At 69.9% G+C, this 23,110-nt stretch carries 23 protein-coding genes; 10 read left to right on the forward strand and 13 right to left on the reverse strand.

Annotated features, from left to right (window positions below; genetic code table 11):
- Positions 1-132: sigma factor-like helix-turn-helix DNA-binding protein (locus ABZW18_RS19935; RefSeq protein WP_356189194.1), on the forward strand; the 132-nt coding region annotated here is incomplete at its 5' end.
- A 68-nt stretch (positions 133-200) separates the two neighbouring features.
- Positions 201-431 (forward strand): DUF5133 domain-containing protein, encoded by a 231-nt coding sequence (locus ABZW18_RS19940; protein WP_356189099.1) that lies wholly within the window; start codon positions 201-203, stop codon positions 429-431.
- Between the two features lie 177 nt (positions 432-608).
- On the opposite strand, the gene ABZW18_RS19945 is transcribed toward ABZW18_RS19940, so the two are convergent.
- Positions 609-1,403 carry a VOC family protein gene (locus tag ABZW18_RS19945; protein WP_356189101.1) on the reverse strand — a complete coding sequence of 265 codons (795 nt, stop codon included), beginning with the start codon at positions 1,401-1,403 and terminating at the stop codon, positions 609-611.
- A 219-nt stretch (positions 1,404-1,622) separates the two neighbouring features.
- A complete protein-coding gene (locus tag ABZW18_RS19950) occupies positions 1,623-2,267 on the reverse strand; it encodes a precorrin-8X methylmutase (protein ID WP_356189103.1) in 645 nt (214 codons plus the stop codon).
- A 587-nt stretch (positions 2,268-2,854) separates the two neighbouring features.
- Here ABZW18_RS19950 and ABZW18_RS19955 point away from each other — a divergent pair.
- Together ABZW18_RS19955 and ABZW18_RS19960 are read left to right on the forward strand one after the other, a co-directional pair.
- Positions 2,855-3,913 carry an acyltransferase family protein gene (locus ABZW18_RS19955; protein ID WP_356189105.1) on the forward strand — a complete coding sequence of 353 codons (1,059 nt, stop codon included), beginning with the start codon at positions 2,855-2,857 and terminating at the stop codon, positions 3,911-3,913.
- Positions 3,914-4,138: 225 nt separating this feature from the next.
- Positions 4,139-4,720 carry a hypothetical protein gene (locus ABZW18_RS19960; protein WP_356189107.1) on the forward strand — a complete coding sequence of 194 codons (582 nt, stop codon included), beginning with the start codon at positions 4,139-4,141 and terminating at the stop codon, positions 4,718-4,720.
- Positions 4,721-4,890: 170 nt separating this feature from the next.
- Here ABZW18_RS19960 and ABZW18_RS19965 read toward each other — a convergent pair whose 3' ends face one another.
- Positions 4,891-6,483, reverse strand: a complete 1,593-nt coding sequence (locus ABZW18_RS19965; RefSeq protein WP_356189109.1) for an ABC transporter substrate-binding protein — start codon at positions 6,481-6,483, stop codon at positions 4,891-4,893.
- A gap of 647 nt (positions 6,484-7,130) precedes the next feature.
- Here ABZW18_RS19965 and ABZW18_RS19970 point away from each other — a divergent pair.
- The 5 genes from ABZW18_RS19970 (at position 7,131) to ABZW18_RS19990 (ending at position 11,180) form a co-directional block, all read left to right on the forward strand.
- Positions 7,131-8,153, forward strand: coding sequence for a LacI family DNA-binding transcriptional regulator (locus ABZW18_RS19970; RefSeq protein ID WP_356189111.1), 1,023 nt, complete (start codon positions 7,131-7,133; stop codon positions 8,151-8,153).
- Between the two features lie 294 nt (positions 8,154-8,447).
- Positions 8,448-8,753 (forward strand): hypothetical protein, encoded by a 306-nt coding sequence (locus ABZW18_RS19975; RefSeq protein WP_356189113.1) that lies wholly within the window; start codon positions 8,448-8,450, stop codon positions 8,751-8,753.
- A gap of 17 nt (positions 8,754-8,770) precedes the next feature.
- Entirely contained in the window at positions 8,771-8,941 is a 171-nt protein-coding gene (locus ABZW18_RS19980; RefSeq protein WP_356189115.1) for a hypothetical protein, read from the forward strand.
- A gap of 38 nt (positions 8,942-8,979) precedes the next feature.
- Positions 8,980-10,656: a glycoside hydrolase family 13 protein gene (locus tag ABZW18_RS19985; RefSeq protein ID WP_356189117.1), complete on the forward strand. Its 1,677-nt coding sequence runs from the start codon at positions 8,980-8,982 to the stop codon at positions 10,654-10,656.
- A 152-nt stretch (positions 10,657-10,808) separates the two neighbouring features.
- Positions 10,809-11,180 carry a VOC family protein gene (locus tag ABZW18_RS19990; protein ID WP_356189119.1) on the forward strand — a complete coding sequence of 124 codons (372 nt, stop codon included), beginning with the start codon at positions 10,809-10,811 and terminating at the stop codon, positions 11,178-11,180.
- A gap of 188 nt (positions 11,181-11,368) precedes the next feature.
- Here ABZW18_RS19990 and ABZW18_RS19995 read toward each other — a convergent pair whose 3' ends face one another.
- The 4 genes from ABZW18_RS19995 to ABZW18_RS20010 form a co-directional block, all read right to left on the reverse strand.
- Positions 11,369-11,743: a metalloregulator ArsR/SmtB family transcription factor gene (locus tag ABZW18_RS19995; RefSeq protein WP_356189121.1), complete on the reverse strand. Its 375-nt coding sequence runs from the start codon at positions 11,741-11,743 to the stop codon at positions 11,369-11,371.
- 93 nt (positions 11,744-11,836) lie between these two features.
- Positions 11,837-12,205: an SCO5918 family protein gene (locus ABZW18_RS20000; protein WP_356189123.1), complete on the reverse strand. Its 369-nt coding sequence runs from the start codon at positions 12,203-12,205 to the stop codon at positions 11,837-11,839.
- A 223-nt stretch (positions 12,206-12,428) separates the two neighbouring features.
- Complete coding sequence (locus ABZW18_RS20005; protein ID WP_356189125.1) at positions 12,429-12,668, reverse strand: DUF1059 domain-containing protein; 240 nt, start codon at positions 12,666-12,668, stop codon at positions 12,429-12,431.
- A 164-nt stretch (positions 12,669-12,832) separates the two neighbouring features.
- Positions 12,833-13,456, reverse strand: coding sequence for a TetR/AcrR family transcriptional regulator (locus ABZW18_RS20010; RefSeq protein WP_356189127.1), 624 nt, complete (start codon positions 13,454-13,456; stop codon positions 12,833-12,835).
- Between the two features lie 193 nt (positions 13,457-13,649).
- Here ABZW18_RS20010 and ABZW18_RS20015 point away from each other — a divergent pair, with 193 nt between their 5' ends.
- The gene (locus ABZW18_RS20015; RefSeq protein WP_356189129.1) at positions 13,650-14,237 is read left to right on the forward strand and encodes an ATP-binding protein; all 588 of its coding nucleotides are present in this window, start codon (positions 13,650-13,652) and stop codon (positions 14,235-14,237) included.
- Positions 14,238-14,421: 184 nt separating this feature from the next.
- On the opposite strand, the gene ABZW18_RS20020 is transcribed toward ABZW18_RS20015, so the two are convergent.
- The 6 genes from ABZW18_RS20020 to ABZW18_RS20045 form a co-directional block, all read right to left on the reverse strand.
- The gene (locus ABZW18_RS20020; RefSeq protein ID WP_356189131.1) at positions 14,422-14,565 is read right to left on the reverse strand and encodes an FAD-dependent oxidoreductase; all 144 of its coding nucleotides are present in this window, start codon (positions 14,563-14,565) and stop codon (positions 14,422-14,424) included.
- A gap of 66 nt (positions 14,566-14,631) precedes the next feature.
- Complete coding sequence (locus ABZW18_RS20025; RefSeq protein ID WP_356189196.1) at positions 14,632-15,426, reverse strand: SDR family oxidoreductase; 795 nt, start codon at positions 15,424-15,426, stop codon at positions 14,632-14,634.
- Positions 15,427-15,665: 239 nt separating this feature from the next.
- Positions 15,666-18,080 (reverse strand): LuxR C-terminal-related transcriptional regulator, encoded by a 2,415-nt coding sequence (locus ABZW18_RS20030; protein WP_356189133.1) that lies wholly within the window; start codon positions 18,078-18,080, stop codon positions 15,666-15,668.
- Between the two features lie 235 nt (positions 18,081-18,315).
- A complete protein-coding gene (locus tag ABZW18_RS20035; RefSeq protein WP_356189135.1) occupies positions 18,316-19,899 on the reverse strand; it encodes a GMC family oxidoreductase in 1,584 nt (527 codons plus the stop codon).
- A gap of 143 nt (positions 19,900-20,042) precedes the next feature.
- Complete coding sequence (locus ABZW18_RS20040; RefSeq protein ID WP_356189198.1) at positions 20,043-20,987, reverse strand: cyclase family protein; 945 nt, start codon at positions 20,985-20,987, stop codon at positions 20,043-20,045.
- A 13-nt stretch (positions 20,988-21,000) separates the two neighbouring features.
- Positions 21,001-22,947 carry a glycoside hydrolase family 15 protein gene (locus ABZW18_RS20045; RefSeq protein ID WP_356189137.1) on the reverse strand — a complete coding sequence of 649 codons (1,947 nt, stop codon included), beginning with the start codon at positions 22,945-22,947 and terminating at the stop codon, positions 21,001-21,003.
- Positions 22,948-23,110 lie beyond the last annotated feature (163 nt).

Genomic DNA, 23,110 nt, shown 5'->3' on the forward strand with positions numbered 1-23,110 from the left:
CAGATGCGTTTCGGCCAGGAGATGACCCAGGCCCAGATCGGCACCGAACTCGGCATCTCCCAGATGCACGTCTCCCGGCTTCTCTCCCGCGCCCTAGGGCAACTGCGCAGCGGCATGCTCACCCACACGTAGAACACGCACGGCGGGCAACTGCCCGCGCGTCCGTGCCCGTTACCGTATGGCGGAGAAAGGACCGAGCTGTGCTGATGGCTCACCCCGCAGTGCTTCACAAGCTCATCGAGCAGTACGAAACCCTCCAACTGCTGCACGCCGAAGAAGCGGGCAGCGCCGAGGTCCGCCGGCGGATGGACGACGTCGCGTACACGCTGTGCGTGTCCACCGGCACGCGGGACGTGGACACCGCGCTCGTCGCCGCCCGGCACCGGCTCCCCGGAGCACGCGCCGAGGACGACTCGGCCCTCAGCGCCTGAGTAGCGCGCCTCCGCCCCAACCGAAACGCCCCTGGGCGCCCGGGGGGTGCGACGGTCTCTCGCCGTCTCCCCCGGGTGCGCGTTTCACCGAGGCCGCGGAGTGGGCGCGCGACATCCGCCCGGTCTCTTCCGCGACCGAGCGAACTCGGGCCGCCGCCGGAGGCTGCGGGAGCGGTTTCAGCTCTCGGAGGGAGTGAGCAACACGAAGTCCGCCCCGGACGGGTCGAGGCAGACGGCCAGCCGCCCGACACCCTCCGCGTCCTCCGGCCCCATCTGCACACTGCCGCCGTTCCCGGTGACCTTGGCGACCGTTCCGTCGCAGTCCGCGACCGCGAACACCGGGTGCCAGTAGGGCCGGCCGCCGGTCAGGGCCAGGTATTCCGCGGGAAGCTGCATGACCCCGCCCTGCATGCGCTCCTCGCCGAGTCCGGAAGGAGTGATCAGCGAATACGTCCCTCCACCGCCGGGCAACGGCATGTCCTGGGTCTGCCAGCCGAAGAGACCGCCGTAGAACTCCTTCGCAGCGGCCGCGTCGGTGGTGTAGAGCTCGGTCCAGCACAGGGTGCCCGGCTCGTCCACCGCGTCCAGGCCCTTGCTCCTCCCTGGCTGCCAGACGGCGAACTGACCACCCAGCGGATCGCTGAACTGAGCCATCCGCCCCTCACCGTCGGCGTCCATGGGGACGACCCGCACGGTGCCGCCCGACCGCTCCACCGCCTGGGCCGTGGAGTCCGCGTCAGGGGTGTTGAAGTAGATCATCCAGGCCGAGCGGGCTCCCTCTTCGGTGAGCCGGCCGACCGCGCCGACGATCTTGCCGTTCAGCCGGAAGACGCCGAATCCGCCGGCGTCCGGACCGTAGGACTGGAACTCCCAGCCGAGCACCGGACCGTAGAACGCGGCAGCGGCTGCGACGTCGGGGGCACCGAGATCGAGCCAGCAGGGGGAGCCGGGAACAAAGTCAGTGGTGATCATGGAGATTCCCTTCGCAGAGCCCTTTGACTCAGCGTGCCACCCCCCACTGACGCTCGCGCGTCGGCCGCTTCGCCCCCTGCGTACCGGCGGCGGAGCGGCTCCTCATCCGCCTTGGCTCGTCCTCGCTCGTCCTCACTCGTCCTTGCCGTCAGCTCGTCCGGGCCCGTACGCAAGCGTCAGCCCTCGTCCGGGCCCGTACGCAAGCGTCAGCGCTCGTGCTCACTCGTCCTCGGTCGCGATCGCGTTGATCGCGGCCGCGGCCATGGCACTGCCGCCCCGCCGACCCCGCACCACCAGGTGCTCGAGTCCCGACCGATGAGCGGCCAGCGCGTCCTTGGACTCCGCGGCGCCGACGAAGCCGACCGGTACGCCGATCACGGCGGCCGGGCGGGGTGCGCCCTCCTCGACCATCTCCAGCAGCCGGAACAGCGCGGTCGGCGCATTGCCGACGGCCACCACCGAGCCCGCCATACGGTCCCGCCACAGCTCGAGGGCGGCGGCGCTGCGCGTGGTGCCCATACGGGCGGCCAGCTCCGGCACGGCAGGGTCGGACAGCGTGCAGATCACGTCGTTTCCGGCGGGCAGTCGTTTGCGCGTGACCCCGCTGGCCACCATGGAGACGTCGCAGAGAACCGGCGCCCCGGCGCGCAGCGCCTCGCGGGCCCGGGCAACCACCTCGGGGGTGTACGCGAGATCGCGCACGAGGTCGACCATCCCGCAGGCGTGGATCATCCGCACCGCGACCTGACTGACGTCCGCGGGCAGACCCGTGAGGTCCGCTTCGGCGCGGATGGTCGCAAAGGACTGCCGGTAGATGGCCGCCCCGTCTTTCTCGTAATCGAACGTCACGGGGGTGTGGGGCATGGCGGGGAGCATACCGATCCCGCCTTCACGGCCTGACGTACGCGAGGGCCTGACGTACGCGAGGGCCTGACGTACGCGGCGGCCAGAGGTACGCGGCGGCCAGAGGTACGCGGCGGCCCGGGCGCCGCTACCACCCGCGCACGTACGCGGCTGATGGGACCCCTGTCTGCCACGGAGCGACGTCAGGACCACCTTCCGCCCCCCTCGAGCCGGCCCGGCGAGACACCGTCGGCGAGTGACCCACGCGCCCCGCGGCTGACCGGGGCCCGGCCCGGTCACGTCGTGGGGCAGGTGAGAAACGCCCGTCGCGATACGGACCGCACACCTTCTCCACAGAACGTATGGTGCAACACAAGGGCCCTTACGGAATGGCAGAGGAGTGTGCGGGAGCGGAGTGCGTTAATGCTCGGATTACTGAATGTCTCGATGCCGCCGGGTGCGGAGACCGTCGCTGTCCGCCCGTCCGGGGAGGGAGCCCGATGACCGGCGGTGGTCGGGTGACCGCCGGTCGGACGGCCACGGATGAGGTGGCTTCGAACGAAGTGGCTTCCGGCCCCGGGACTGCGGGCCCGGGGACAGCAAGCCCGGTGACAGCGGGCCCGCCGCAGGGGCAAGAAGCCGCGCGTGACCCGTTCTTCGACAACGCGAAGCTCCTGGCCATGGTCCTGGTGGTGGCGGGACACGCGTGGCAGCCGCTCAAGGACAGCCGCGCCGTATGGGCGGTGTATCTGTTCATCTACACCTTCCACATGCCGGTGTTCATCGTGCTGTCCGGCTATTTCTCACGCAGCTTCAGTTTCAAGCCGGGCCAGATCAAACGTCTGATCACGGGAATTGCCGTGCCCTACGCGTGCTTCGAGACCGCGTACACGCTCTACGGCAATGCCGTGGACGACCGTCACAACGACATCAGTCTGCTGTCGCCGTGGTATCTCACCTGGTTTCTCATCGCGTTGTTCGTATGGCGGCTCACCGCTCCGCTCTGGCTGGTGATGCGCTGGTACGTCTCCCTCGGGCTGGCCATCGCCATCGCGCTGCTCGGCGCGGCGAACGAAGTGGGCGCGGCGCTGAATCTCGATCGCGTCCTGCAGTTCCTGCCGTTCTTCGTGATCGGTCTGCTGCTGCGCCCCGAGCACTGGCAGATCCTGCGGTCCACGTGGGTACGGATCGCCGCAGTACCGGTGTTGGCCGGGGGCGCTGCCATGGCGTACTGGGCCAAGGGACGGATGACCTCCGAGTGGGCCGTCCGGAGCCGGGGCTGGGGCGAACTGCATGTGGCGTGGCCGGTCGGAGCGGCGATGACGCTCGGGCTGCTCGTCTGCTCTCTGCTGCTCGTGGCGGCCTTCCTGGCGTGCGTACCGCGCCGCCGCACCTGGTTCACCGCTCTCGGCGCGGGGACGCTGTACGCGTATCTGCTGCATGGTTTCGTCATCCGCACGGCGGCCTGGGAAGGCTGGTACGAGCCGGCGTTCTGGCACACCCCGGCGGGTGAGGTGGCCGTGGCGCTCCTCGGCGTCTGTCTCGCCCTGGTCCTCACATCGCTCCCCGTGCGCCGCATCTTCCGTCCCGTGGTGGAACCACGCCTGGACAAGGCATTCCAAAACGCCCCCGAGCAGCGGGCCGACGGAGGCACGAGGGCCGGGTAATCCGGAAACGCCATAGGGGTGGAGAGTCATACGCGTTCCGGCAAATGTCCGAAAAACCGCACCTCGTGATTGCGTTACGAGCAATATGTTCCGGCTTCTGATGGCGGGGCGTAACGAGTCCGTATCAGCGTTTCGCGTACGCCCTCAATCAAGCTTTACTGGTGCGCAGAGTCAGCGGCGCAACTCGGAGGCAGTCGAATGGGCAGGCACAGGCGACCCGACCGGGTGAGTCGCGCATATTCCCGGATATTCAAGGCGGCGGCCGCGATGAGCGTGGTGGGCGCATTGGCCTTCGCCTTCCAGCTGACCGGTGACGAGGGTCCCGTACAGGCGGAGTCCGGCTCCCGGTACGACCCGGCGCCCGACCTCGCCGAGCCCAACAACTCGGACCGGAAATCGCGGGAGGAGCCCGGCAAGGCGGACGCGTCGGAGGACACCGGCCTGTCCCCCACCTCCTCCGCGGAACCGGAGGTCCTGCCGACCGCGAACGACGCATCGGTCGCGAGGACGCGGACGGCATCCACACAGGAGCCGTCCGCGCAGCGGGGAGGAGCGGCCGGCGCTCCCACGAGCGAGGCCGCGGCGCCCGGCACAGCCGACCGCCAGGCGGACCACGACGCCGGGCGGTCCGCGCCCGAGCAGAGCCCCAGCGGGCCGGCGGAGCCGACCAGCGCGCCGGAACAACCGCAGGACGAGGACGACTCGCAGGGCGAGGACAGTACGCCGCAGCAGGGCACGGTGGGCGGAACCGTCGGCGGGCTGCTCGGCGGCGTCGGCCACAGCATCGACGGCCTGCTCGGTCACTGAGCACGGCGCGCCCCTCAGCGCAGTCGGCGCCTGCTGCGGGAGCGTCGCGGGCTGGAAACGCTGACGTCCGCCCGCGTGCGGGCGTCTTCACCGGAACCGGACCGGTCACGCCGTAGCACCGAACAGCACGGCCCCGGCCCAACAGGGCCGGGGCCGTGCTCATGCCGGTGTCACTCCTCGGACTTCCTGATCTCCCAGAAGCGCGGGACCGTCGAGGCGTCCAGGCTCCACTCGATCCCGAAGATGTTGTCGCGGGCCACCGCGTACTGCTTGCCCTGCCACAGCGGCAGTACCGGCAGATCGTCGGCGACGATGGACTGTATTTCCGCGAACTGGTCGGTGGTGACCAGCCGGTCGGGCTCGGCCACCGTCGACGGGATGAGCTGGCCGGCGATGCGCTTCGACGCGTAGTTGTTGCGGAGGACGTTCTCCTTGGTGAAGAACGGGGAGACGAAGATGTCCGGGTCCGGGTAGTCGGGGATCCAGCCCTTGGCGTAGACGCCGTAGCTCCCCTTGGCGACACCCTTCTCGAACTCGTCGAGGGAGACGCTCCGCACCTTGGCGTCGAAGAGCCCGCTCGCATTCAGCTGCTGGGCGATCTCCTTGAAGGCGGGGACCGTGCCGGGCCCGAAGCGGATGGGGGTGGCCCACAGGGTCAGCTTGACCTTGTCGTTGAGGCCCGCGCCACGCAGGGCGGCCTCAGCCTTGTCACGCTGCGGCCGGTCGCCGTACTTGTCGAAGAACGGCGTCTTGTGGCCGGTGATCCCGGCGGGGATCACCGAGTACAGCGGCTCGGCGGTGCGCTGGTACACATCGCGCACCAGTGCGGTGCGGTCCACGAGGTAGGCGATCGCCTTGCGCACTCCGAGTTTCCCGGCCACGGGGTGGTTCATGTTGAACACCATGTGCATGACCTCGGCGCTCGCACCGTCGACGACCTCTACGCCCCGCCGGTCCTTGGCCGTCGAGGTCTCCAGCTCGTAGATGTCCTTCGCCGCCAGGCCTCGGTAGGCGAGGTCCACCTCGCCGTCCTGAACGGCCTGCTTGAGGCCCAGCTGGTCGCCGCGGAAGAACTTCATCGTCATGCCGGAGTTCTGGACCTTGGCACCGCCGCGGTATTCCGGATTGACCGCGAAGACCGCTTCCTTACGGTTGATGGACTCCAGGGTGTACACACCGGAGCCAACAACCTTGTTGTCGGTGCGCAGCTTGTTCGCGGGGAATTCCGTGTGGTCGACGATCGCCCCGGCGCTCGACGAGATCTTCATGGGGAAGGTGGCGTCAGGGGCCTTGAGTTGGAAGACGACCGTTTTGTCGTCCGGGGTGTCGATCTTCTTGATCGACGAGAGCAGATAGGACGGGCCCTTGGGGTCCTTGATCCTCAGCGTGCGCTCGAAGGAGTACGCCACGTCCTCGGAGGTGAGGCTGTTGCCATTGCTGAACTTCTGGTCGTCCTTCAGCACACAGCGGTAGACAGTGCTTCTGCCGCCGTCGAAGGAACAGGACTTGGCGGCTTCCGGCTGGGGCGTCGTCGCACTTCGAGGGAAGCTGATCAGCGTCTGGAAGACGTTGTTGAACACCATCCAGGAGCCCACGTTGTAACCGGAGGCCGGGTCGACAGACTGCACCTGGTCCGTCGTTCCCATGACCACCGGTTCCCCGGTTTCGCCGACGTCGCCGTCGCCCGTACCGCAGCCCGTCAGCAGCCCGGCGACGGCTCCCGCTATGAGCGAGCCCACCAGCCACCGGTGGCGTTTCCTCAACCGCACGTTCCTCACACTTTTCCCTATCGGTCTACCAGGTGCTGCAGGGAGTATGCCGGACACACCCCGGCCGCGCCCCGGCAGTTGCAGCACCGGGGAGGAGCTGAGCGCCCGCTCACCGCCAGTGACGACGTCGCGGCAGCGACGTCATCCCTGCCTTGCCCCGGCGGGAGCACCGAAACCCCGCCGGCCTCGGTGTGCCGGATCTTTCGGAAGCCGATGGCCGCGGTGCCTGGCCCTCCTCCGGGTCGGGGGATCAGCGCACGGCGGATCATGTCGTTCCGGGTAAGGGTCGAGGAAGTTTGTTCTTGGCGAAGAACGGATCGATTAAATTTTCGGCTCCGGAAGAGTCCGGGGCCGAGCCACACCGTAGACGGATGAGGGCCCATCCCCCAACCCTCTTGATGCGAAGGTTCCGAGCAGACCGTCATGACCGTACCGGCCGGAGACCGCTGTCGGCCGCCAGTGAAGGGCGGAGTCCGGTTACCGGCCGCCCCGGTATGGCCCGGCGGGGCGGCCGCAGGGGGCACCGGCAGGCGTGATCGGCCTCGGGAGGACATGGGGGCGGTGCCCTGCGACGAGCCCTGGCAGCCTCGTCGATGAAATATGCGCAAGAACCTGCAAGAAATCTGGCATAGACTTGCCCCATGGTGAGCCGATTGGTGGAGGTCGCGGGGTACGCGGGTGTCAGCGAGGCGACGGTGAGCCGGGTACTGAACGGCAAGCCGGGGGTCTCGCAGGCCACCCGCGCTGCGGTGCTGACCGCACTCGACGTGCTGGGGTACGAGCGGCCGCCGCAGCTGCGCGGGCGGGCCAACCGTCTCGTCGGCCTGGTGGTGCCCGAGATGAGCAACCCGGTCTTCCCGGCCTTCGCCGAGGTGGTCGGCAGCACCCTCGCCCAGCGCGGTTTCACGCCCGTGCTGTGCACACGCACGCTCGCCGGAATGCAGGAGAGCGACTACGTCGACATGCTGCTGGAACACCAGGTCGCCGGCGCCGTCTTCGTCTGCGGCCTCCATTCGGAGCTGGCCGCGGACCACCGCCACTACGGCCGCCTCGCAGAGCGTGGGCTTCCGGTCGTCGCCGTCAACGGCATCGCGGAAGACCTGAAAATCCCCTGCGTATCGGCGGACGACGCGCTCGCGGTCGAACTCGCCGTGCGGCATCTGGCGTCCCTCGGCCACGAGCGGATCGGCCTCGCGGTGGGAGGGCAGGGGCACATTCCGGCGGCGCGCAAGAGGGCGGCGTTCCTGGTCGCGATGCGCGAGCACCTGGGTGTCGCCGATGCCGGCCCGGACATCGTGGAGACCATGTACACCCTGGAAGGCGGGGCCTCTGCCGCCTTCCAGCTCTTCCGGCGCGGCGTCTCCGGAGTGGTCTGCGGCAGCGATGTGATCGCACTCGGGGCCATCCGGGCGGCCCGGCGGATGAAGCTCGACGTCCCGGCCGATGTGTCCGTCGTGGGCTTCGACGACTCGGCCTTCATGCCGCTCGCCGATCCCCCGCTGACCACCGTCAGGCAACCGGTCGACGCCATGGGGCAGGCCGTGGTCACCCTGCTGCTGAGCCAGATCTCCGGCTCCAACGGGCACCCGGAGGAGATGCTCTTCGAGCCCGAACTGGTGGTGCGCGGCAGCACCGGCGTCGGCCCGTCCCGCAACGGCGGCTGACGGCCCCCACCCGGAGCCGCCCTGCCACCGCACGGACATGCCCCTCGCGTTCCCGCGCGGGCCGCGGGCGGCACCTCACCGCACCCACCCCCGTACGCCTCCCTGCCCGTGCCCGCGGTCGGGGGCGTACGTCGCGTTGCGAGCGGCACCCACAGTTTTCGCGAATGACGTCATCTTGCATAATTTATGAAAGAAACTTGCTAGTAACCGTAGACTTCCCTCCTCGGCATTCCTAGTCTTTCGTCACCGCGCCGCTGGCTGAGCCGCCGATGAGGCGTTGAGTGAGGAGAGATCATGGGTCACTGGTTGCCAAGGGCGGGCGTCGCGGCGCCGGCCTCCCGCGCACTCGCCGGATGCGGAAGCGGCACGGGCGGGGACGCTCCCGCCGATGGCGCGGCGGCGCTCACCGGTCGGGGGCCGATCACCCTCGCCACCGGCAAGGACGACAGCGGCACGCTGCCCGAGATCATTGACCGGTGGAACGCCGGGCACCCCAAGGAGCGGGTACGCACCGTCGAACTCTCCGATTCGCCGGACGAGCATCGGCAACGGATGATCCAGGACGCCGAGTTGAAGTCCGGTGAGTTCTCGGTGCTCTGATGGTCAACCGGACTTCCATGCAGACCGCAACCGTGGCCATCGCCCGATTCGGTGGCGCGACCGGCTTCGAAATTCCCTACGGCACCAAGATGGCGGCCGGTGTCGTCGTCACCGTGCCTCTCGTCGTTCTTGTCCTTGTTTTCCAACGCCGCATCATCGCCGGCCTCACCGCGGGAGCCGTCAAGTGACCCCGTCGCGAGTCCCCGTACCCCCTCAGGAGACCACCGTGCCGCACGACCCGATCCCCGCCGCAGGCGGGAACTGGTGGCGCAGCGCCGTCATCTACCAGGTGTACATCCGCAGCTTCGCCGACGGAAACGGCGACGGCACAGGTGATCTCAGCGGACTGCGCAAGCGTCTCCCGTACCTGTCCGGGCTGGGTGTCGACGCCCTGTGGCTCAATCCCTGGTACCCCTCCCCGATGGCCGACGGCGGCTACGACGTCGCCGACTACCGCGACATCGATCCGGCCTTCGGAACGCTCGCCGAAGCGCAGACGATGATCGAGGAAGCCCATGACCTGGGGCTGCGGATCGTCATCGACATCGTTCCCAACCACACCTCGGATCAGCATCACTGGTTCCGTCAGGCGCTGGCGGACGGGCCCGGCTCCGCCGCCCGGGAGCGCTACATCTTCCGGGACGGGCGCGGCCAGGACGGCGAGCTGGCTCCCAACAACTGGCAGAGCGTCTTCGGGGGCTCGGCCTGGACGCGGGCCACCGAGCCCGACGGAACACCCGGGCAGTGGTACCTGCACCTGTTCGCACCGGAACAGCCCGACCTCGACTGGGAGAGCGAGGAGGTGCGTGCGGAGTTCGAGTCGATCCTGCGGTTCTGGTTCGACCGCGGTGTCGACGGTGTCCGGATCGATGTCGCGCACGCGCTGGTCAAGGCACCTGGCCTGCCCGACCTGGGGGCTTCGGACATCGAGCTCGTCGGGTCGGCACCCGATGCCGACCATCCGCACTGGGACCGCGACGGCGTTCACGAGATCTTCCGCGGCTGGCGTGCCGTCGCCGACTCCTACGCCGAGCCCCGCGTCTTCGTAGCGGAGGCCTGGACCGGCACACCGGAGCGGCTGGCCCGCTACGTCAGGCCCGATGAACTGCACACCGCCTTCAACTTCGACTATCTGGTCGCCCCGTGGCGGGCCGCCCTGCTGCGCAGCGCGATCGACACCTCCCTGGCCGCGCTCGGCGCGGTCGACGCCCCGGCGACCTGGGTGCTGTCCAACCACGACGTCGCACGACACGTATCCCGCTACGGCAGGCCGCAGCCGGACAAGCCGGTGCGCGCGCTGGCCGATCTGGCCGGTGACCAGCCGTTCGACCTCGAACTGGGGACCAGGCGCGCCCGCGCCGCCGCCCTGCTCACCCTCGCCCTCCCCGGGGGCGCGTACATCTACCAGGGTGAGGAACTCGGCCTGTGGGAGGTCGAGGACCTCCCGGAGGAACTGCTGCAGGACCCCACGTGGGAGCGCTCGGGACGCACCGACCGCGGTCGCGACGGCTGCCGCGTGCCCCTGCCCTGGTCCGGCGACGTCTCGCCGTTCGGCTACAGCCCGGAGGGCTCACCGGCGCAACCGTGGCTGCCGCAGCCGGCCGGCTGGCGGGATGTGACGGTGCAGGCGCAGCGCGGCGACAAGGAGTCGATGCTGGAGCTCTACCGGCGTGCCCTGCAGATCCGGCACAGCCATCCAGCGCTCGGCGACGGGGCTCTGACCTGGGATTCCGCACCCGATGACGAGGTGCTGTCGTTCACCCGTGCACCCGGTCTGCGCTGCGTGGTCAACCTCGGGCCGGAACCGGTCGACCTGCCCGGCCACGACGGTGTGATCCTGTCCAGCTCACCGCTCGAGGACGGGCGGCTGCCCGCCGATACCGCCGTCTGGCTGGCCTGCTGAACCTGCGCGTACGGCACGGCTGCGACACGGGACTTCCGGGTCCCGTGTCGCGGTCGGTTGACGGGCGTCGAGCGACAGAATGGATCGTCCGGCACGCTGATCCGGACCGGCGGCCATTGTCGCGGCACGGGCGAAGGGAAAAGGGCGGATTCATGTTCAGGGACACCAAGGCGTTCAGCGGCTTCGCGGTGGACGACATGCGACAAGCCAAGAATTTCTACAGCGAGACGCTCGGTCTGCGGGTGTCCGAGGAATACGGCCTGATGACGCTTCATATCGCCGGCGACACGAACATCCTGGTCTATCCCAAGGAGGACCACACCCCGGCGTCGTTCACCGTCCTCAACTTCCCGGTGGACGACATCGACCGGGCCGTCGAGGAACTGGCCGGGCGCGGAGTGCGCTTCGAGAGGTACGACGGATTCGAGATGGACGACAAAGGCGTTTTCCGCGGCGGCGGTCCGTACATCGCATGGTTCAAGGACCCGGCGGGCAATGTCCTTTCCGTGCTCCAGGAAAGGTGACCGCCGGCCCGTCCTCATTGCGCAATGAGGGATTGCACAATGAGGACCGCACATTGAGGGGCCGACGGCTTCGGCCGCGCAAGCGGTATACGCAAGCGCGGCCGTAGCAGTCACCCGTCGCGGCCGTGATCGTGGTCGCGAGGGCGGGAGCTGGGTGGCGGCCGGACCGTACTCGCCGCCGGGCGGCGTCAGCCACGCCCGGCGAGCACCCCGGCCATCGACGCGAGCACGGCGGGGGCCACCCGGTAGTACACCCAGGTGCCGCGCCGTTCGGAGGTCAGCAGGCCCGACTCGCGCAGTTTCTTCAGATGGTGGCTCACCGTCGGCTGTGAAACACCGACGTCGGAGATATCGCAGACGCACGCTTCGCCACCCTCGTGCGACGCGACCAGCGAGAACAGCCTCAGCCGGACCGGATCACCGAGAGCCTTGAACATCACCGCGGTCTGCTCGGCCTCCGCGGCCGACAGCGGCCGCTCGGTCAGCGGCGGGCAGCACGGTGCCACGGTCTCCGCTGAGGCCGGCTCCAGCAGCGTCAGCCCACGGGGCTTCGAATTCGACATAAGTCAATATTGACACTTGTCGATAGGAGCCACAAGTTCAGCGGCGGATACCGGCCGAACCGAGAATGCGGCAGCCGGGGTGGGCTTCACCGGTCACATGCTGCCCGGAGCGCCCGCGATGGGCGGCAGCGGGGGCGGGGAAGGCTGCGACGAGGGCGTCGGGGCGCCGAGCAGCGCGGACGCCGTGAGGACCGGGTCGGAGTCGAAGCCGGGCGCCGGGGACACCGGGGGAGCCGGGTTGCAGGTGAAACCGAGCCGTTTCATGGCCCGCGTCACCTCCCCGGCGCTGAAGTCGCGGCGGTCCTGCCGCGTGATCGCGGCTCCCACCTGCTTGACGGGGTACGTACGGCGACCGATCCGAACGGACTCGCCCGTGATGGGTTCGGGCTTGATACCGCTCATCGCCTGCTCCACCTCGCTGGCGATCAGATCGAAGGGAAAGCCGGCGATGATGCAGCGCATTTTGCCTCAGCAAGGGGAGCAGGAATGGGTCGGTGTGTTCAGCGTCCCACAGGCGGGCCCCGTCGGGAAGCGCATGCCGCCATCCGGAGCCGTGCCGTCCGGTCGGTCGCCGTCACGTTGACGACCCCTCGGGCGACCAGGGCGTACGTGATTGCCGGGAACGCGCCGGGGCGCCCCGCACACCGCGACGCGGCCGGGGCACCGCCACGGGACGGCGGGAAGACTAGAGATCGAATATCTCGCCCTCGGGAGGCGGCGGTCCGGACTTCGGCACAGCGGGAATGAGCTCGTCCTCGAGCAGGGCGCGGATCTCCTGGCGCAGCTCCGGCCCGTCCGTGTGCCGATGGACCGAGACCGCGTGCTCGGCGGCCGCGCGGACGACTTCCTCCTCTTCCCCCGAGATGGTGAGGCTGCAGTTCATCTCGCTCGGGAACCTTCGGCAGTCGGCGACTTTCCTGGCCATGGCGACCTCCTGGAAGACGACTCCTACCCTCAGGTTAAACCTGCGCATACAGCAGCAAAGAGGATGGAACCTGCCCTGCGTACGTCCCGATGGCGGCCCACGGCCGAGAGCCGGAGCGGGCGGGCAGGCGGGCAAGCAGGCAGGCAGGCAGGCAGGCAGGCAGGTCAGACTTCCGCCACATCCGACCCCTGCGACACGGCGGCCCACCCCGGCTCGAGGCTGTCGAGGAAGGCCTGGAAGGCCGCGTCGGCCCGGGCCCATTCCTGGCTCGCCAGCGATCCGATGAGCAGTCCGAACGTGGCGTCGACCAGAAGCAGGGCTTCGGTGCGGGCCCGCTCAGCGGGAAGGCCCACCCCGAGAAGGATCGGGACGAGCAACTCCTCCCACTCGCCCAGCACATCGCGCATCACCGTGCCGTACCGGTCGGAGTGCCGCAGGCTGAGCACCTGGACCTCGAGGAACAACGGCCGCATCTCCCGGAGCGCCGGCGCGTTGAGCCGCTGCCACAACTCCTCCAGGAACCGTCGCAGCCCGGCGACGTCCTCGGGCGGGCCCTCTTCCGCGAGCATCCTGCGGATCTGGAACTGCGGGCGCTGCTCCTCGGCGGACAGCGCTTCGGCGATCAGCCGTTCCTTGGTACCGAAGTAGTAGAGGAGCATGCGGTCACTGGTGCCGAGCTCACGGGCCAGCGGGCGCAGGGACAGCTCGGCCAGACCGTGGCGGGCCACGTATTCGCGCACCCGGCCCAGCAATTCGCGACGCTTGGCCTCGTCGCGTGGTCGCGGCATGGATTCCTCCTGCGGGCCCGCCGGATCAGTGCGCGGGCCTGATTACCCAGCGAAGCGCCCGAATTGCTCTCTGCATTCCCCTATTTACCGTAACACCGGCTACATGTATATTGTTCTTGTAGCGAGTGCTACGCGAACAGCCTGTCGGATGCTCAGCCATGCGGCAACGCGGCCACTGAAGGGATTCCGCTCCATGACACCGCCGACCATGTCCCGGCGCCTCGACGCCGTGGACCCGACGCCCTCGGCGTCGGCGGCAGATGCGTCGATCCCACGGTTCTCCACCAGTGGCCGGAACTCCTGGCAGACGCGGCTGGGCCGACTGGCCTCCCTCTGGTCACGGGACGTCACTCCACTTCGCCCGCTCGGCGTGCCCATGGGCTGCCCGACGCACTGGGACGCCTCCTGGCCCCTCGCCACCGAGTCCGCCTCGGTGCGCAAGGCGCGGCGTCTCGCCGCCGCACAGCTCGCCCGCTGGGATCTCGAGGGCCTGACGGACACGACGCAGCTGCTCGTCAGCGAACTGGTCACCAACGCACTGCGCCATGCACGCGGCCCCGTCCGGTTCAACATGTGCGTACGCGACGACGCGCTGCGCTGCGAAGTCGAGGACGTCGCCCCCGCCGAGCCGCTGCGACGGGAGGCCGGAGAGGACGCGGAGGGCGGCCGCGGGCTTCAGCTGCTGGAACTGCTCGCCGATGGCTGGGGGAGCTGCCGGACCGCCACGGGTAAGACCACATGGTTCACCCTGCGCCTCACCGCGCCGGAGGACGGCGTCTGACGCCGTAGCCGTCAGGTACGGTACCCGCCTCCTGCCGCAAGTCCTCATCGGTCGGAGGGTGCAGGTCCCCGCGCGCATCGAGTCGGTAGAGCAGCACCAGAGCCGGTCCGACCAGCAGCACGGCGACGACCGTCACGAGGAGCAGCCACCGCAGCGTCGTCCGGGCACCCGCCCGCCGCCACCGTCAGCGAGGTGGGCACCAGATGGTGGGGCAGCGGTCGACCAGGGTCACCGCGACAGGCGAGTTGCGGAAGACCCGCGCGGCGAACAGTCCCGCGAAACCGCCACCGATGATCACCACCCGCCGGGGCTTCACATGGTCCTGCATGGTGAGCTCCTGCCGGTCTTCATGAACTCCCCCTTCAGGCCTGGCTCCCGGAACCGCAGTGCGGTGTCAGCCGCCTGTCTCGAATCCGGGGAAGAGCGTCATCCCGCCATCCACATAGAGCGTCGTTCCGACGACGTAGTCGAGCAGATCGGACGCCATCACCACGACGGCAGAGGCAATGTCCTCGGGATCGCCGACACGGCCGTAGGGAATCAGTTTCTTGAGATCGGCCTCGGCGGATTGCGTCTCCCATGCGCTGCGGTTGATCGGGGTTCTGATGGCCCCGGGTGCGACGGCGTTCACCCTGATCCGCTTCGGCGCGAGCTCCTGGGCCAGCGTCGCCATCATCATCTGCACCCCGCCTTTCGACGAGGCGTAGTTCACATGCCCGGCCCAGGGGATGATCTGGTGGACCGAACTCACGCAGATGATCTTCCCGGCGGCCCGGGACACCTCCGGTACTACACCGCGCCGCAGGAATTCCTTGACGGCCTCCCGGGCGCAGAGGAACTGGCCGGTGAGATTGACGTCCAGCACCTTGCGCCAGTAGTCGAGCGACATCTCGGTGACGGGGGCGTCGCGCTGGAGGCCCGCGTTCGCGACCAGGATGTCGATCGTGCCGAACTCCTCGACCATGGTGGCGATCATGCCGGTGACCTGGTCCTCCTGGGACACATCGGCCTCGTGCGCGTAGGCCCGTACGCCCGATCTCTCGATCTCCTTGACGACCTTTTCCGCAGCCGCGCGGTCGGCGATGTAATTGACGACCACATCGGCGCCGGCCCGGCCGAGGCCGATCGCGGTCGCTTTGCCGATGCCGGAGTTGGCGCCGGTCACCAGTGCCTTCTGGCCCTGGAGCAGAGGTACGGAAACGGCCTGATGGGCTTCGTGCGCGCGGGTGTTCACTGATATCTCCTCACCGGCGGGAACAAGAGATGCCCCGGATACCCCCGGTGAAGAAAACATCACCGTGTGCGGGCCATACGGGCCACCGCACCCCATTCGCCCGCTGGAGGGAGATATCTCAAACCAACGGCCTAACCTCGGCGGCGCGTCGGCGCATACGGCTCCTCCGGCCTCCCGCAGGCCGGAATGTCCGGTCAACCGGGCCGGCCGCCGGACTGCCGGAGCAATCCGAGTTCGAGAGCGCGGCGGACCGCCTCGCCCCGGCGGGAGGCGGACAGTTTGCGGTAGATGCTCTGCAGATGCGTCTTGACGGTGTTGGCGGAGAGGCAGAGTTCCGCGGCGATCTCCCGCGTCGACATCATCCGGGCGGCATGGGCCAGCACTTCGTGCTCGCGGTCCGTGAGCGGTTCGAGCAGAACGGGGGCCGGGCGGGCGGCGGACCGTGCGAACGCGATGCGCTGCTCGAGCCATGGCCAGGAAACGCCCTGCCGGCCGGCGCTACGGGCCCGCTCCTCCGCTGCGGCTTCGACGATGGCGAGGGCACCCCGTGCATTCCCCTCGGCCAGCTCCAGCCGGGAGCGGACGACGGCGCTCTCGGTGCCGACGACCGGATCCAGCAGCGCCCCGGCGAAGCCGGTGGCCGTACGCAGGTGGTGCCGGGCGGACGGGAGATCGTGGCGGTCCGCGGCGGCGGAGGCCAGAGCCAGATGGGCGGTCCCCGGCGGGCGGGCGGACGGCGAACCGCCGTCCACGGCAGCCCCGATGGCCTGCCGGGCATGCTCCTCACCCGCCTCAAGCGAGCCGCGGACACACTCGATCAGGGCGATCCTGCCGAGCGACTCGATGCGCAGGGTTCCGGTCACCGGAGCGGCGCAGGCCTCCAGGACTTCCCGGAACGTGCGCTCCGCGCCCGCGAGGTCCCCGGCGCGCCATCGCGCCGAAGCCAGGCCGTACAGCAGCAGGGCCCGTATCTCCGGGTGCGCCTCCCTGCGCCTCCCGGGCAGCTGCTCCAGGAGATCCCTGATGTCGCGTACGGAGTTCTCGGCGTCCTCGCGGACTGCATCGGCGGAATCCTCGCGTCCGCCGGCCAGAAGGCCGATCAGGGCAAGACTCAGCTGCGCGGCCGGCCGGTCCCCGTTCCCCGGGGCGGGCGTCGCGCACCGTACCCGTTCCAGATGGGCCAGACAGCTGCCGGTGTCCTCCCGGGCGAGGGCGCACGCCGCGGCGACGAGGGCGGGGCCGGGGGCGCCGTCCCGCCGGTCCGCGGGCAGGCGGGAGAGCGTGTCCACCAGAGGGCCGGACTCCGGTCCCGTGAGCAGGCGGCCGATCGCGAGATCGTCGATGACGAGATCGGCGGCGAACTCCCCGTCCCCGGCGGCGACCGCGTGGGGCAGCGCTTCGCCGAGCCGTTCGGCGTCGGCGAACCACCGCGCCGCCCGCCGGTGCAGCTCCGGCTCCAGCGCGGCTTCGCGGAAACGCAGACGGGTCCGGAGCAGCTCCGCGAACTGCGGGTGGTAGCGGTACCACCGCGAGCCGCCGGCCCGCTCGACGAACGCATTCGCCCTCGCCAGCGCGGGCAGGGTCCGGGCCCCGTCGTCCCTGCCGGTCATCGCGTCGGCGAGCTCCGGGTGCACCCGGTCCAGGACGCTGGTGCGCAGCAGAAAGTCCTGCACGTCCGCGGGCTGCGGCTCGAGGACCTCCGCGAGGAGGAAATCGCCCACGGCGTCCTCGTCCGGGAGGGAACCACGCGGACCGTGCGGACTGTGCGGACCGCACGGGTCGTCAGCCCGCCGCGCGGCCAGGGCGCACAGCCCGAGCCCCGCGGCCCAACCCTCCGTACGCACCGAGAGCGCCGCCACGGTCTCGGTGGACGGCGCCAGGCCGTGGCGGCGCAGCAGCAGCGCGGTCTCCTCCGCTGTGAAGGCCAGGTCCGCGCCGCGGATCTCCGGGAGCCGGCCCGCAGCGCGGTAGCGGTGCAGCGGGAGCAGGGGTTCGAGCCGGCCGGTCAGCAGCAGTCGCAGCTGGGGGCACGCGTGACTCACCACGAACTGCAGTCCGGCCGCCACCTCGCGGGAGCGCACCCGGTCGAAGCCGTCGAGCACCAGAAGCACCGGCCTGGGCAGACGCGCCATGGCGGCCGCGAGCCGGGTCAGCATCGACCGGTCCACGTGATCGGCGCTGGAGGGGGTGCCGATCCCCTCCCCCAGGGGGACGCCGTGGTGCCGGAACGCCTCCAGGACGTAGGCCCAGAACACACCGGGTGCGTCGTTGTCCGGTTCCGTGGTCAGCCACACCACCGCGCCGCGCCGCTTCCGCTCGGCGGCCCAGGAAGCGGCCAGCACCGTCTTTCCGGCGCCCGCGGGACCGCTGACGAGGGTCACCGGCCCTCCCCAGCCCGCGTCGAGCCGGGTCAGCAGCCGGGGGCGCCGCACGAAGGCCGGTGGCAGCGCGGGGATGGTGAATCGCGCGCCGAGCAGCGGGTCGCCCGCCGGCGTACGGTGCCGGTGCCAGTGCCGGTCCGCCGTCCCGCGCGGGGGAACGGCGAGTCGTGTACGTACCGCGCGCCCGGTGTTCGTCCCAACCGGTGCCGGGGGTCTGCCGAGACGCATGATGACCACCGTGAGCGCACTCCGGGTCTCCGGTCCCGCCGGCCGGCCGCCGGCCCCGCGACATCCGGGCCGCCACCGCCCTACTGGACCGGTGCGCTCCCTCACATGGGCTGAGACACCATCAAACCGGCTCGAACGGGTGATCGCCACTCGGGGCGCCCTGACCTCCCGGTACTCCGTGGCCTCTCCGGCCCCTCTTGGCTTCCTTTGGACTCTCTGGCTGGCCTCCCTGGCCTCATCCCAGGCGTTCGGCGATATGGTCGCCGACCCGCAGGGCATTGGCCATGGCGGTCAGCGAGGGATTCACCGCTCCGATGCTCGGGAAGAAGGCGGTGTCCACCACGTAGAGGTTGTCCACGTCGTGGGCCTTGCAGTTCAGGTCGAGAGCCGAGCTGCGGGGATCGGCGCCGAAGCGTACGGTGCCCGCCTGATGCGCGGTCGCCCCGATCGGCATGCCCTTGTGCAGATAGATGCTGTGCGGCAACAGACTCCGCTCGTGCATGCCGAGATGACCGAGCATCTTCTCCAGCTGGTGCTGGAGCCGTTCGACTCCCGCGGTGTTGTTGTTCTCGTCGAGCACCAGGTGGACGCCGCCGTCTCCGTCCACCGTGACCCGGTTCCCGGGCAGCGGGAGGTCCTCTCCGCACAGCCAGAAGTCGACGGCGTGGTGCGCGAGCACCTCGAACGGCATGTCCGGTGAGAGGACGCCGGCCCAGCGCGGCGCCTCAGCGTGGATCTGCGCGGCGTCGGACTTGCCCAGCATCTGGATGCCGCCCAGCGGGTAGTCCCAGTCCTCCGAGCCCAGGTACCAGTCGTTCATCGCGAGCGTCTTCTGGAACTGGGTGTCGTTGGGCTCCTTCGACACCGCCATGAGCGCCAGGTTGTTGTGCCGCATGTAGTGCCGGCCCACCACGTCCGAGCGGTTGGCCAGGCCGTTCGGATGCCGTGCGTTCGCCGAACGCAGCAGCAGGACGGCGGAGTTCACCGCACCGCACGCCACCACCACGATGTCGGCGCTGAAGTCGACCGTCGTCTCCTCCTCCGCCAGGGCCGTGACGACCTTGGTGACGCGGCGTCCGGCCGGGTCGGTCTCCAGCCGCAGTACGTGGGCGCCGGTGATCAGGCGGACGTTGTCGTGTTCCAGGGCCGGATCGACGCAGATCACCTGCGCGTCGGACTTGCCGTTGACCAGGCAGGGAAAGCCGTCGACCCGGTTGCAGCGGATGCACACACTGGTCCGCTCGGCGAGACCTTGCCCGTCCTGGGTGAGGTTGACCCCGATGGGCAGGTGGAAGGGGTGCAGACCGCGCTTCTCCAGGTCGTCGCTGAGCTGCTGGATCCGCGGCTCATGCTCGACGGGGGGATACGCGTACTGCCCGCCGGCCGGCCCTTCGGTGGGGTCCTCGCCATGGCGCCCGTGCACCAGATAGAGCCGCTCGGCCTGCGTGTAGTACGGCTCGAGGTCCTCGTACCGGATGGGCCACGCCGGGGAGAGACCGTCCTGGTGCCGCAGCTCGCCGAAGTCCTCCGGGCGCAGCCGGAACAGCGCGGCGCCGTAGAACTTGGTGTTGCCGCCGACGTAGTAGTTGGTCTCCGGGGGGAAGGTACGGCCGTGCCTGTCGTACCAGAGCTCGGGGGCACGGTACTTGGCGTTCACGAAGACGGCGGTGGACTCCCAGTTGTCGCGCTCGCGGGGAAGGTAGCCGCCGCGCTCGAGCAGCAGAATCCGCTTCCCGGAGGCGGCCAGCCGGTGGGCAAGGGTGCCGCCGCCCGCGCCGGTGCCGATGATGACGACGTCGTAGTGCCGGTCCTCTGCCACGTGATCCCCTTGCGTCCGTACGGTGCCGGGGTGGGGGCCTGCGCGCCGCAGGCGGGCCATGATCGGCCCCAGCTCTCACCGTCCCCCGGCCCCGGGCGGAGCGCATCACCCGAAACGGGTGAGCGGTGCGGGCCCGGCGGACATCACAGGACCGCGATCGGATTGACGGGCGAGCCCGTGGCCCCAGGCAGCCGCAGCGGGGCGATCACGCAGAGGAAGGACCAGTGGTCGTCCTGCTCGCAGAGCGGTACGAGGTCCTCGAACTGCAGATAGTCCAGCAGATGCAGGCCCATGGCGTGGATGCCGATCACGTGCACGGGGAAGCCGACCCCCGAAGCCTCGCTGGGGGCGGTGTCGTTGTTGCCGTCGCTGCCCAGAACCGCGACCTGCCGCTCGGCCAGGAAGCGGAGCGCGGCGGGGTGCAGTCCGGCCCGGGACTCGGCGGCGTCCCACGGCCCGACCTCGTTCCGGCGAAGCCGGTGTCCGACCCGTACGAACAGCAGGTCCCCCGGGCCGACGCGGACACGCTGGGCCTTCTCCGCCGCGGCCAGCTCCGCGGCCGTGACATGGTCCCCGGGCTCCAGCCAGCGCACACCGCGCAGCCGCGGGATGTCCAGCAGAACGCCGCGCCCGACGATTCCGTCGTGGGCCACCTCGATGGACAGCTGGGACGCTCCGCTCTCCGTGACCGTGCTCGCGGGGACGCCGTTGTAGAGCGAGCCGTCGTAGACGACATGGCACAGCGCGTCGACATGGCTGTCGGCGTCGCCGTGGACGTTCATCGCGAAGCGGTCCAGGGCGAAGTGCAGCCCCGTCGCGCTCGCGTGGCTCTCGGCCGGGCTCGTCATCCGGTGGTCGCACGGCTCGGGGTCGTCCGGCGTCGTCGCGGTCTCCACGGGCGCGGCGAGCGACACCGTACGCCCCGAACGGATCTCACCGGCCGCCGCCAGCACCCGCGCGGGCGTGATGGTGTTCAGGGCGCCGCGCCGGTCGGCCGCGCTCCGCCGGGTCTCGCTCCGCAGCCGCTCGTAGAGCGCACGGAACTCGGCCGCGCTCAGGGGTGCCGCGGCACCCCTCCCCGTCGGCATGGCCATGGCGTCATCACCGCGCGGAGCGGAGCGTATCGGGGTCCGCTCCGGCCGCGATGGGCCGCGACGGGGCGGCCGCCCGAGGCGCGTTCTGCTGGGCCCGGGTCAGCGCCGCGTCGAGCGTGATGGCCGCGTCGATGAGACCGAGGTGGGTGAACGCCTGCGGGAAGTTGCCGAGCTGCTCGCCGGTGATGGCGACCTCCTCGGAGAACATGCCGAGGTGGTTGGCGTAGGTCAGCATCTTCTCGAAGGCGAGCCGTGCCTGGTCGAGGCGGCCGGCCCGGGCGAGGGCGTCGACGTAGCTGAAGGTGCAGAGCGAGAACGTGCCTTCGGAGCCGCGCAGACCGTCTGGTGAGGCCGACGGGTTGTACCGGTACACCAGGCTGTCGGACACCAGCTCCTGGTCCATCGCCGCGAGAGTGGAGGTCCACATCGGGTCGTGCGGCGCGATGAAGCCCACGGTGGACATCCGCAGCAGGGCCGAGTCCAGGACGTCACTGCCGTAGTGCTGTACGAAGGCCTGCCGTTCGCGGTTCCAGCCGTGGCTCATGACCTGGTTGTAGATCCGGTCGCGCTCGGTGATCCAGCGGTTCAGCGCCGCGGGGCGGCCGCGTTCGGCGGCGAGGCGCACGGCACGGTCGAGCGCCACCCACGACATGAGACGGCCGTAGGTGAAGTCCTGTCTGCCTCCGCGGGTCTCCCAGATCCCGTCATCCGGCTGGTCCCAGTGCTCGGTGAGCCAGTCGACGATGGTGCTGAGCGAGGTCCATCCCTGGTGGTCCAGCTGGATGCCCCGCTGGTCGGCGAAGTACATGCTGTCCAACGCCTCGCCGTAGATGTCGAGTTGGAGCTGTTCCGCGGCGCCGTTGCCGATCCGCACCGGGCGGGAGCCGCGGTAGCCCTCCCAATGGTCGAGCACCTCCTCGGTCAGGTCGGAGGAACCGTCGACCCGGTACATCACGCTCAGCGGGCCGGCCGTGCCACCGGCCTGCTCCCGTACGCGGTCGCGCAGCCATCCGATGAAAGCGGCCGCCTCCTCGGTGAATCCCAGCCCGAGCAGCGCGTAGACGGAGAAGGAGGCGTCACGGATCCAGGTGTAGCGGTAGTCCCAGTTCCGTTCGCCGCCGAGCTGTTCGGGCAGCCCGGCCGTGGGGGCTGCCACCATCGCTCCGCTCGGGGCGTAGGTCATCAGCTTCAACGTGACCGCCGAGCGCTCGACGGCCTCCCGCCATCTGCCGATGTACTGCGAGCGGCTCAGCCAGGAGCGCCAGTACAGGACGGTGTCGTCGAACAGCTGCTGGAACTCGGCGGGGCGGATCTCCCGCGGCGGGCCGTCGGCGAAGGACTCCAGCACGATCCCGCGCTGCTGGCCCGCCTCGAGGGGCAGCCAGATGGCGATGTCGCCACCGCTCTCGCCGTCGATGGTGCGCACGCGCGCGGGCCGTGCGTCATCCGGCTCGCGCACGCTGTGGACGCTGAGCTCCATCCCGTCACTGACGAAGACCGCACCGTTCTCGGTCCCCTTGAGTTCATGCGGCTTGCGGCCGTAGTCGAACCGCGGCGCGATCTCCACGTTGAACTCCATCCGGCCCCGCACACAGCGCAGCATGCGTACGAGCCGGTGGTTCCGGGTAGCGGCGAGCCCGGTCGACACGGGCATGAAGTCGACCACCTCGCCCGCGCCCTCCTCGGTCATGAAGCGCGTGATGAGGATGGCGGTGTTCGGGTGGTACAGCTGCTTGACAGCGTAGGCGCCGTCCTCCGGGCACACCCGGAAGTACCCGCCGCGCTCGTGGTCGAGCAGGGAGCCGAAGATGCTCGGCGCATCGAACCTGGGGCAGCAGAACCAGTCGATGGTCCCGTCGGTGGCCACCAGCGCGGCTGTCTGGAGGTCCCCGATCAGGCCGTGGTCCGCGATCAGTGGGTAGTCGCTCATGGTGGCCCCTTCCCGCCAAGCCACGCGGCCCCGGAGCGGACACGGAGGGGCCGGGACCGTCCCAGCCTCGCAAGGCGCCCGCCATGGGGCATCACCCGTTCCGGGTGATTGCGGATCCGAGGGGGTCCGAGCGGATGCGAGCGGCAGCGGCTACGGACCGGGCTCAGCGGCTGCCGCCGGGGCCGAG

It is taken from the genome of Streptomyces sp. NPDC004647, assembly GCF_040609575.1.
In the GTDB taxonomy this organism is placed as follows: domain Bacteria; phylum Actinomycetota; class Actinomycetes; order Streptomycetales; family Streptomycetaceae; genus Streptomyces.

Coding starts and splice junctions, on each gene's coding strand:
- ABZW18_RS20000 (WP_356189123.1), bottom strand. CDS start 12,205: ATGCGCTGCATCATCGCCGGCTTTCCCTTCGATCTGATCGCCAGCGAG.
- ABZW18_RS20040 (WP_356189198.1), bottom strand. CDS start 20,987: ATGCCGACGGGGAGGGGTGCCGCGGCACCCCTGAGCGCGGCCGAGTTC.
- ABZW18_RS20030 (WP_356189133.1), bottom strand. CDS start 18,080: ATGCGTCTCGGCAGACCCCCGGCACCGGTTGGGACGAACACCGGGCGC.
- ABZW18_RS19990 (WP_356189119.1), top strand. CDS start 10,809: ATGTTCAGGGACACCAAGGCGTTCAGCGGCTTCGCGGTGGACGACATG.
- ABZW18_RS19980 (WP_356189115.1), top strand. CDS start 8,771: ATGCAGACCGCAACCGTGGCCATCGCCCGATTCGGTGGCGCGACCGGC.
- ABZW18_RS20005 (WP_356189125.1), bottom strand. CDS start 12,668: ATGGCCAGGAAAGTCGCCGACTGCCGAAGGTTCCCGAGCGAGATGAAC.
- ABZW18_RS20015 (WP_356189129.1), top strand. CDS start 13,650: ATGACACCGCCGACCATGTCCCGGCGCCTCGACGCCGTGGACCCGACG.
- ABZW18_RS19970 (WP_356189111.1), top strand. CDS start 7,131: ATGGTGAGCCGATTGGTGGAGGTCGCGGGGTACGCGGGTGTCAGCGAG.
- ABZW18_RS19975 (WP_356189113.1), top strand. CDS start 8,448: ATGGGTCACTGGTTGCCAAGGGCGGGCGTCGCGGCGCCGGCCTCCCGC.
- ABZW18_RS19950 (WP_356189103.1), bottom strand. CDS start 2,267: ATGCCCCACACCCCCGTGACGTTCGATTACGAGAAAGACGGGGCGGCC.
- ABZW18_RS20020 (WP_356189131.1), bottom strand. CDS start 14,565: ATGCAGGACCATGTGAAGCCCCGGCGGGTGGTGATCATCGGTGGCGGT.
- ABZW18_RS19945 (WP_356189101.1), bottom strand. CDS start 1,403: ATGATCACCACTGACTTTGTTCCCGGCTCCCCCTGCTGGCTCGATCTC.
- ABZW18_RS20010 (WP_356189127.1), bottom strand. CDS start 13,456: ATGCCGCGACCACGCGACGAGGCCAAGCGTCGCGAATTGCTGGGCCGG.
- ABZW18_RS19995 (WP_356189121.1), bottom strand. CDS start 11,743: ATGTCGAATTCGAAGCCCCGTGGGCTGACGCTGCTGGAGCCGGCCTCA.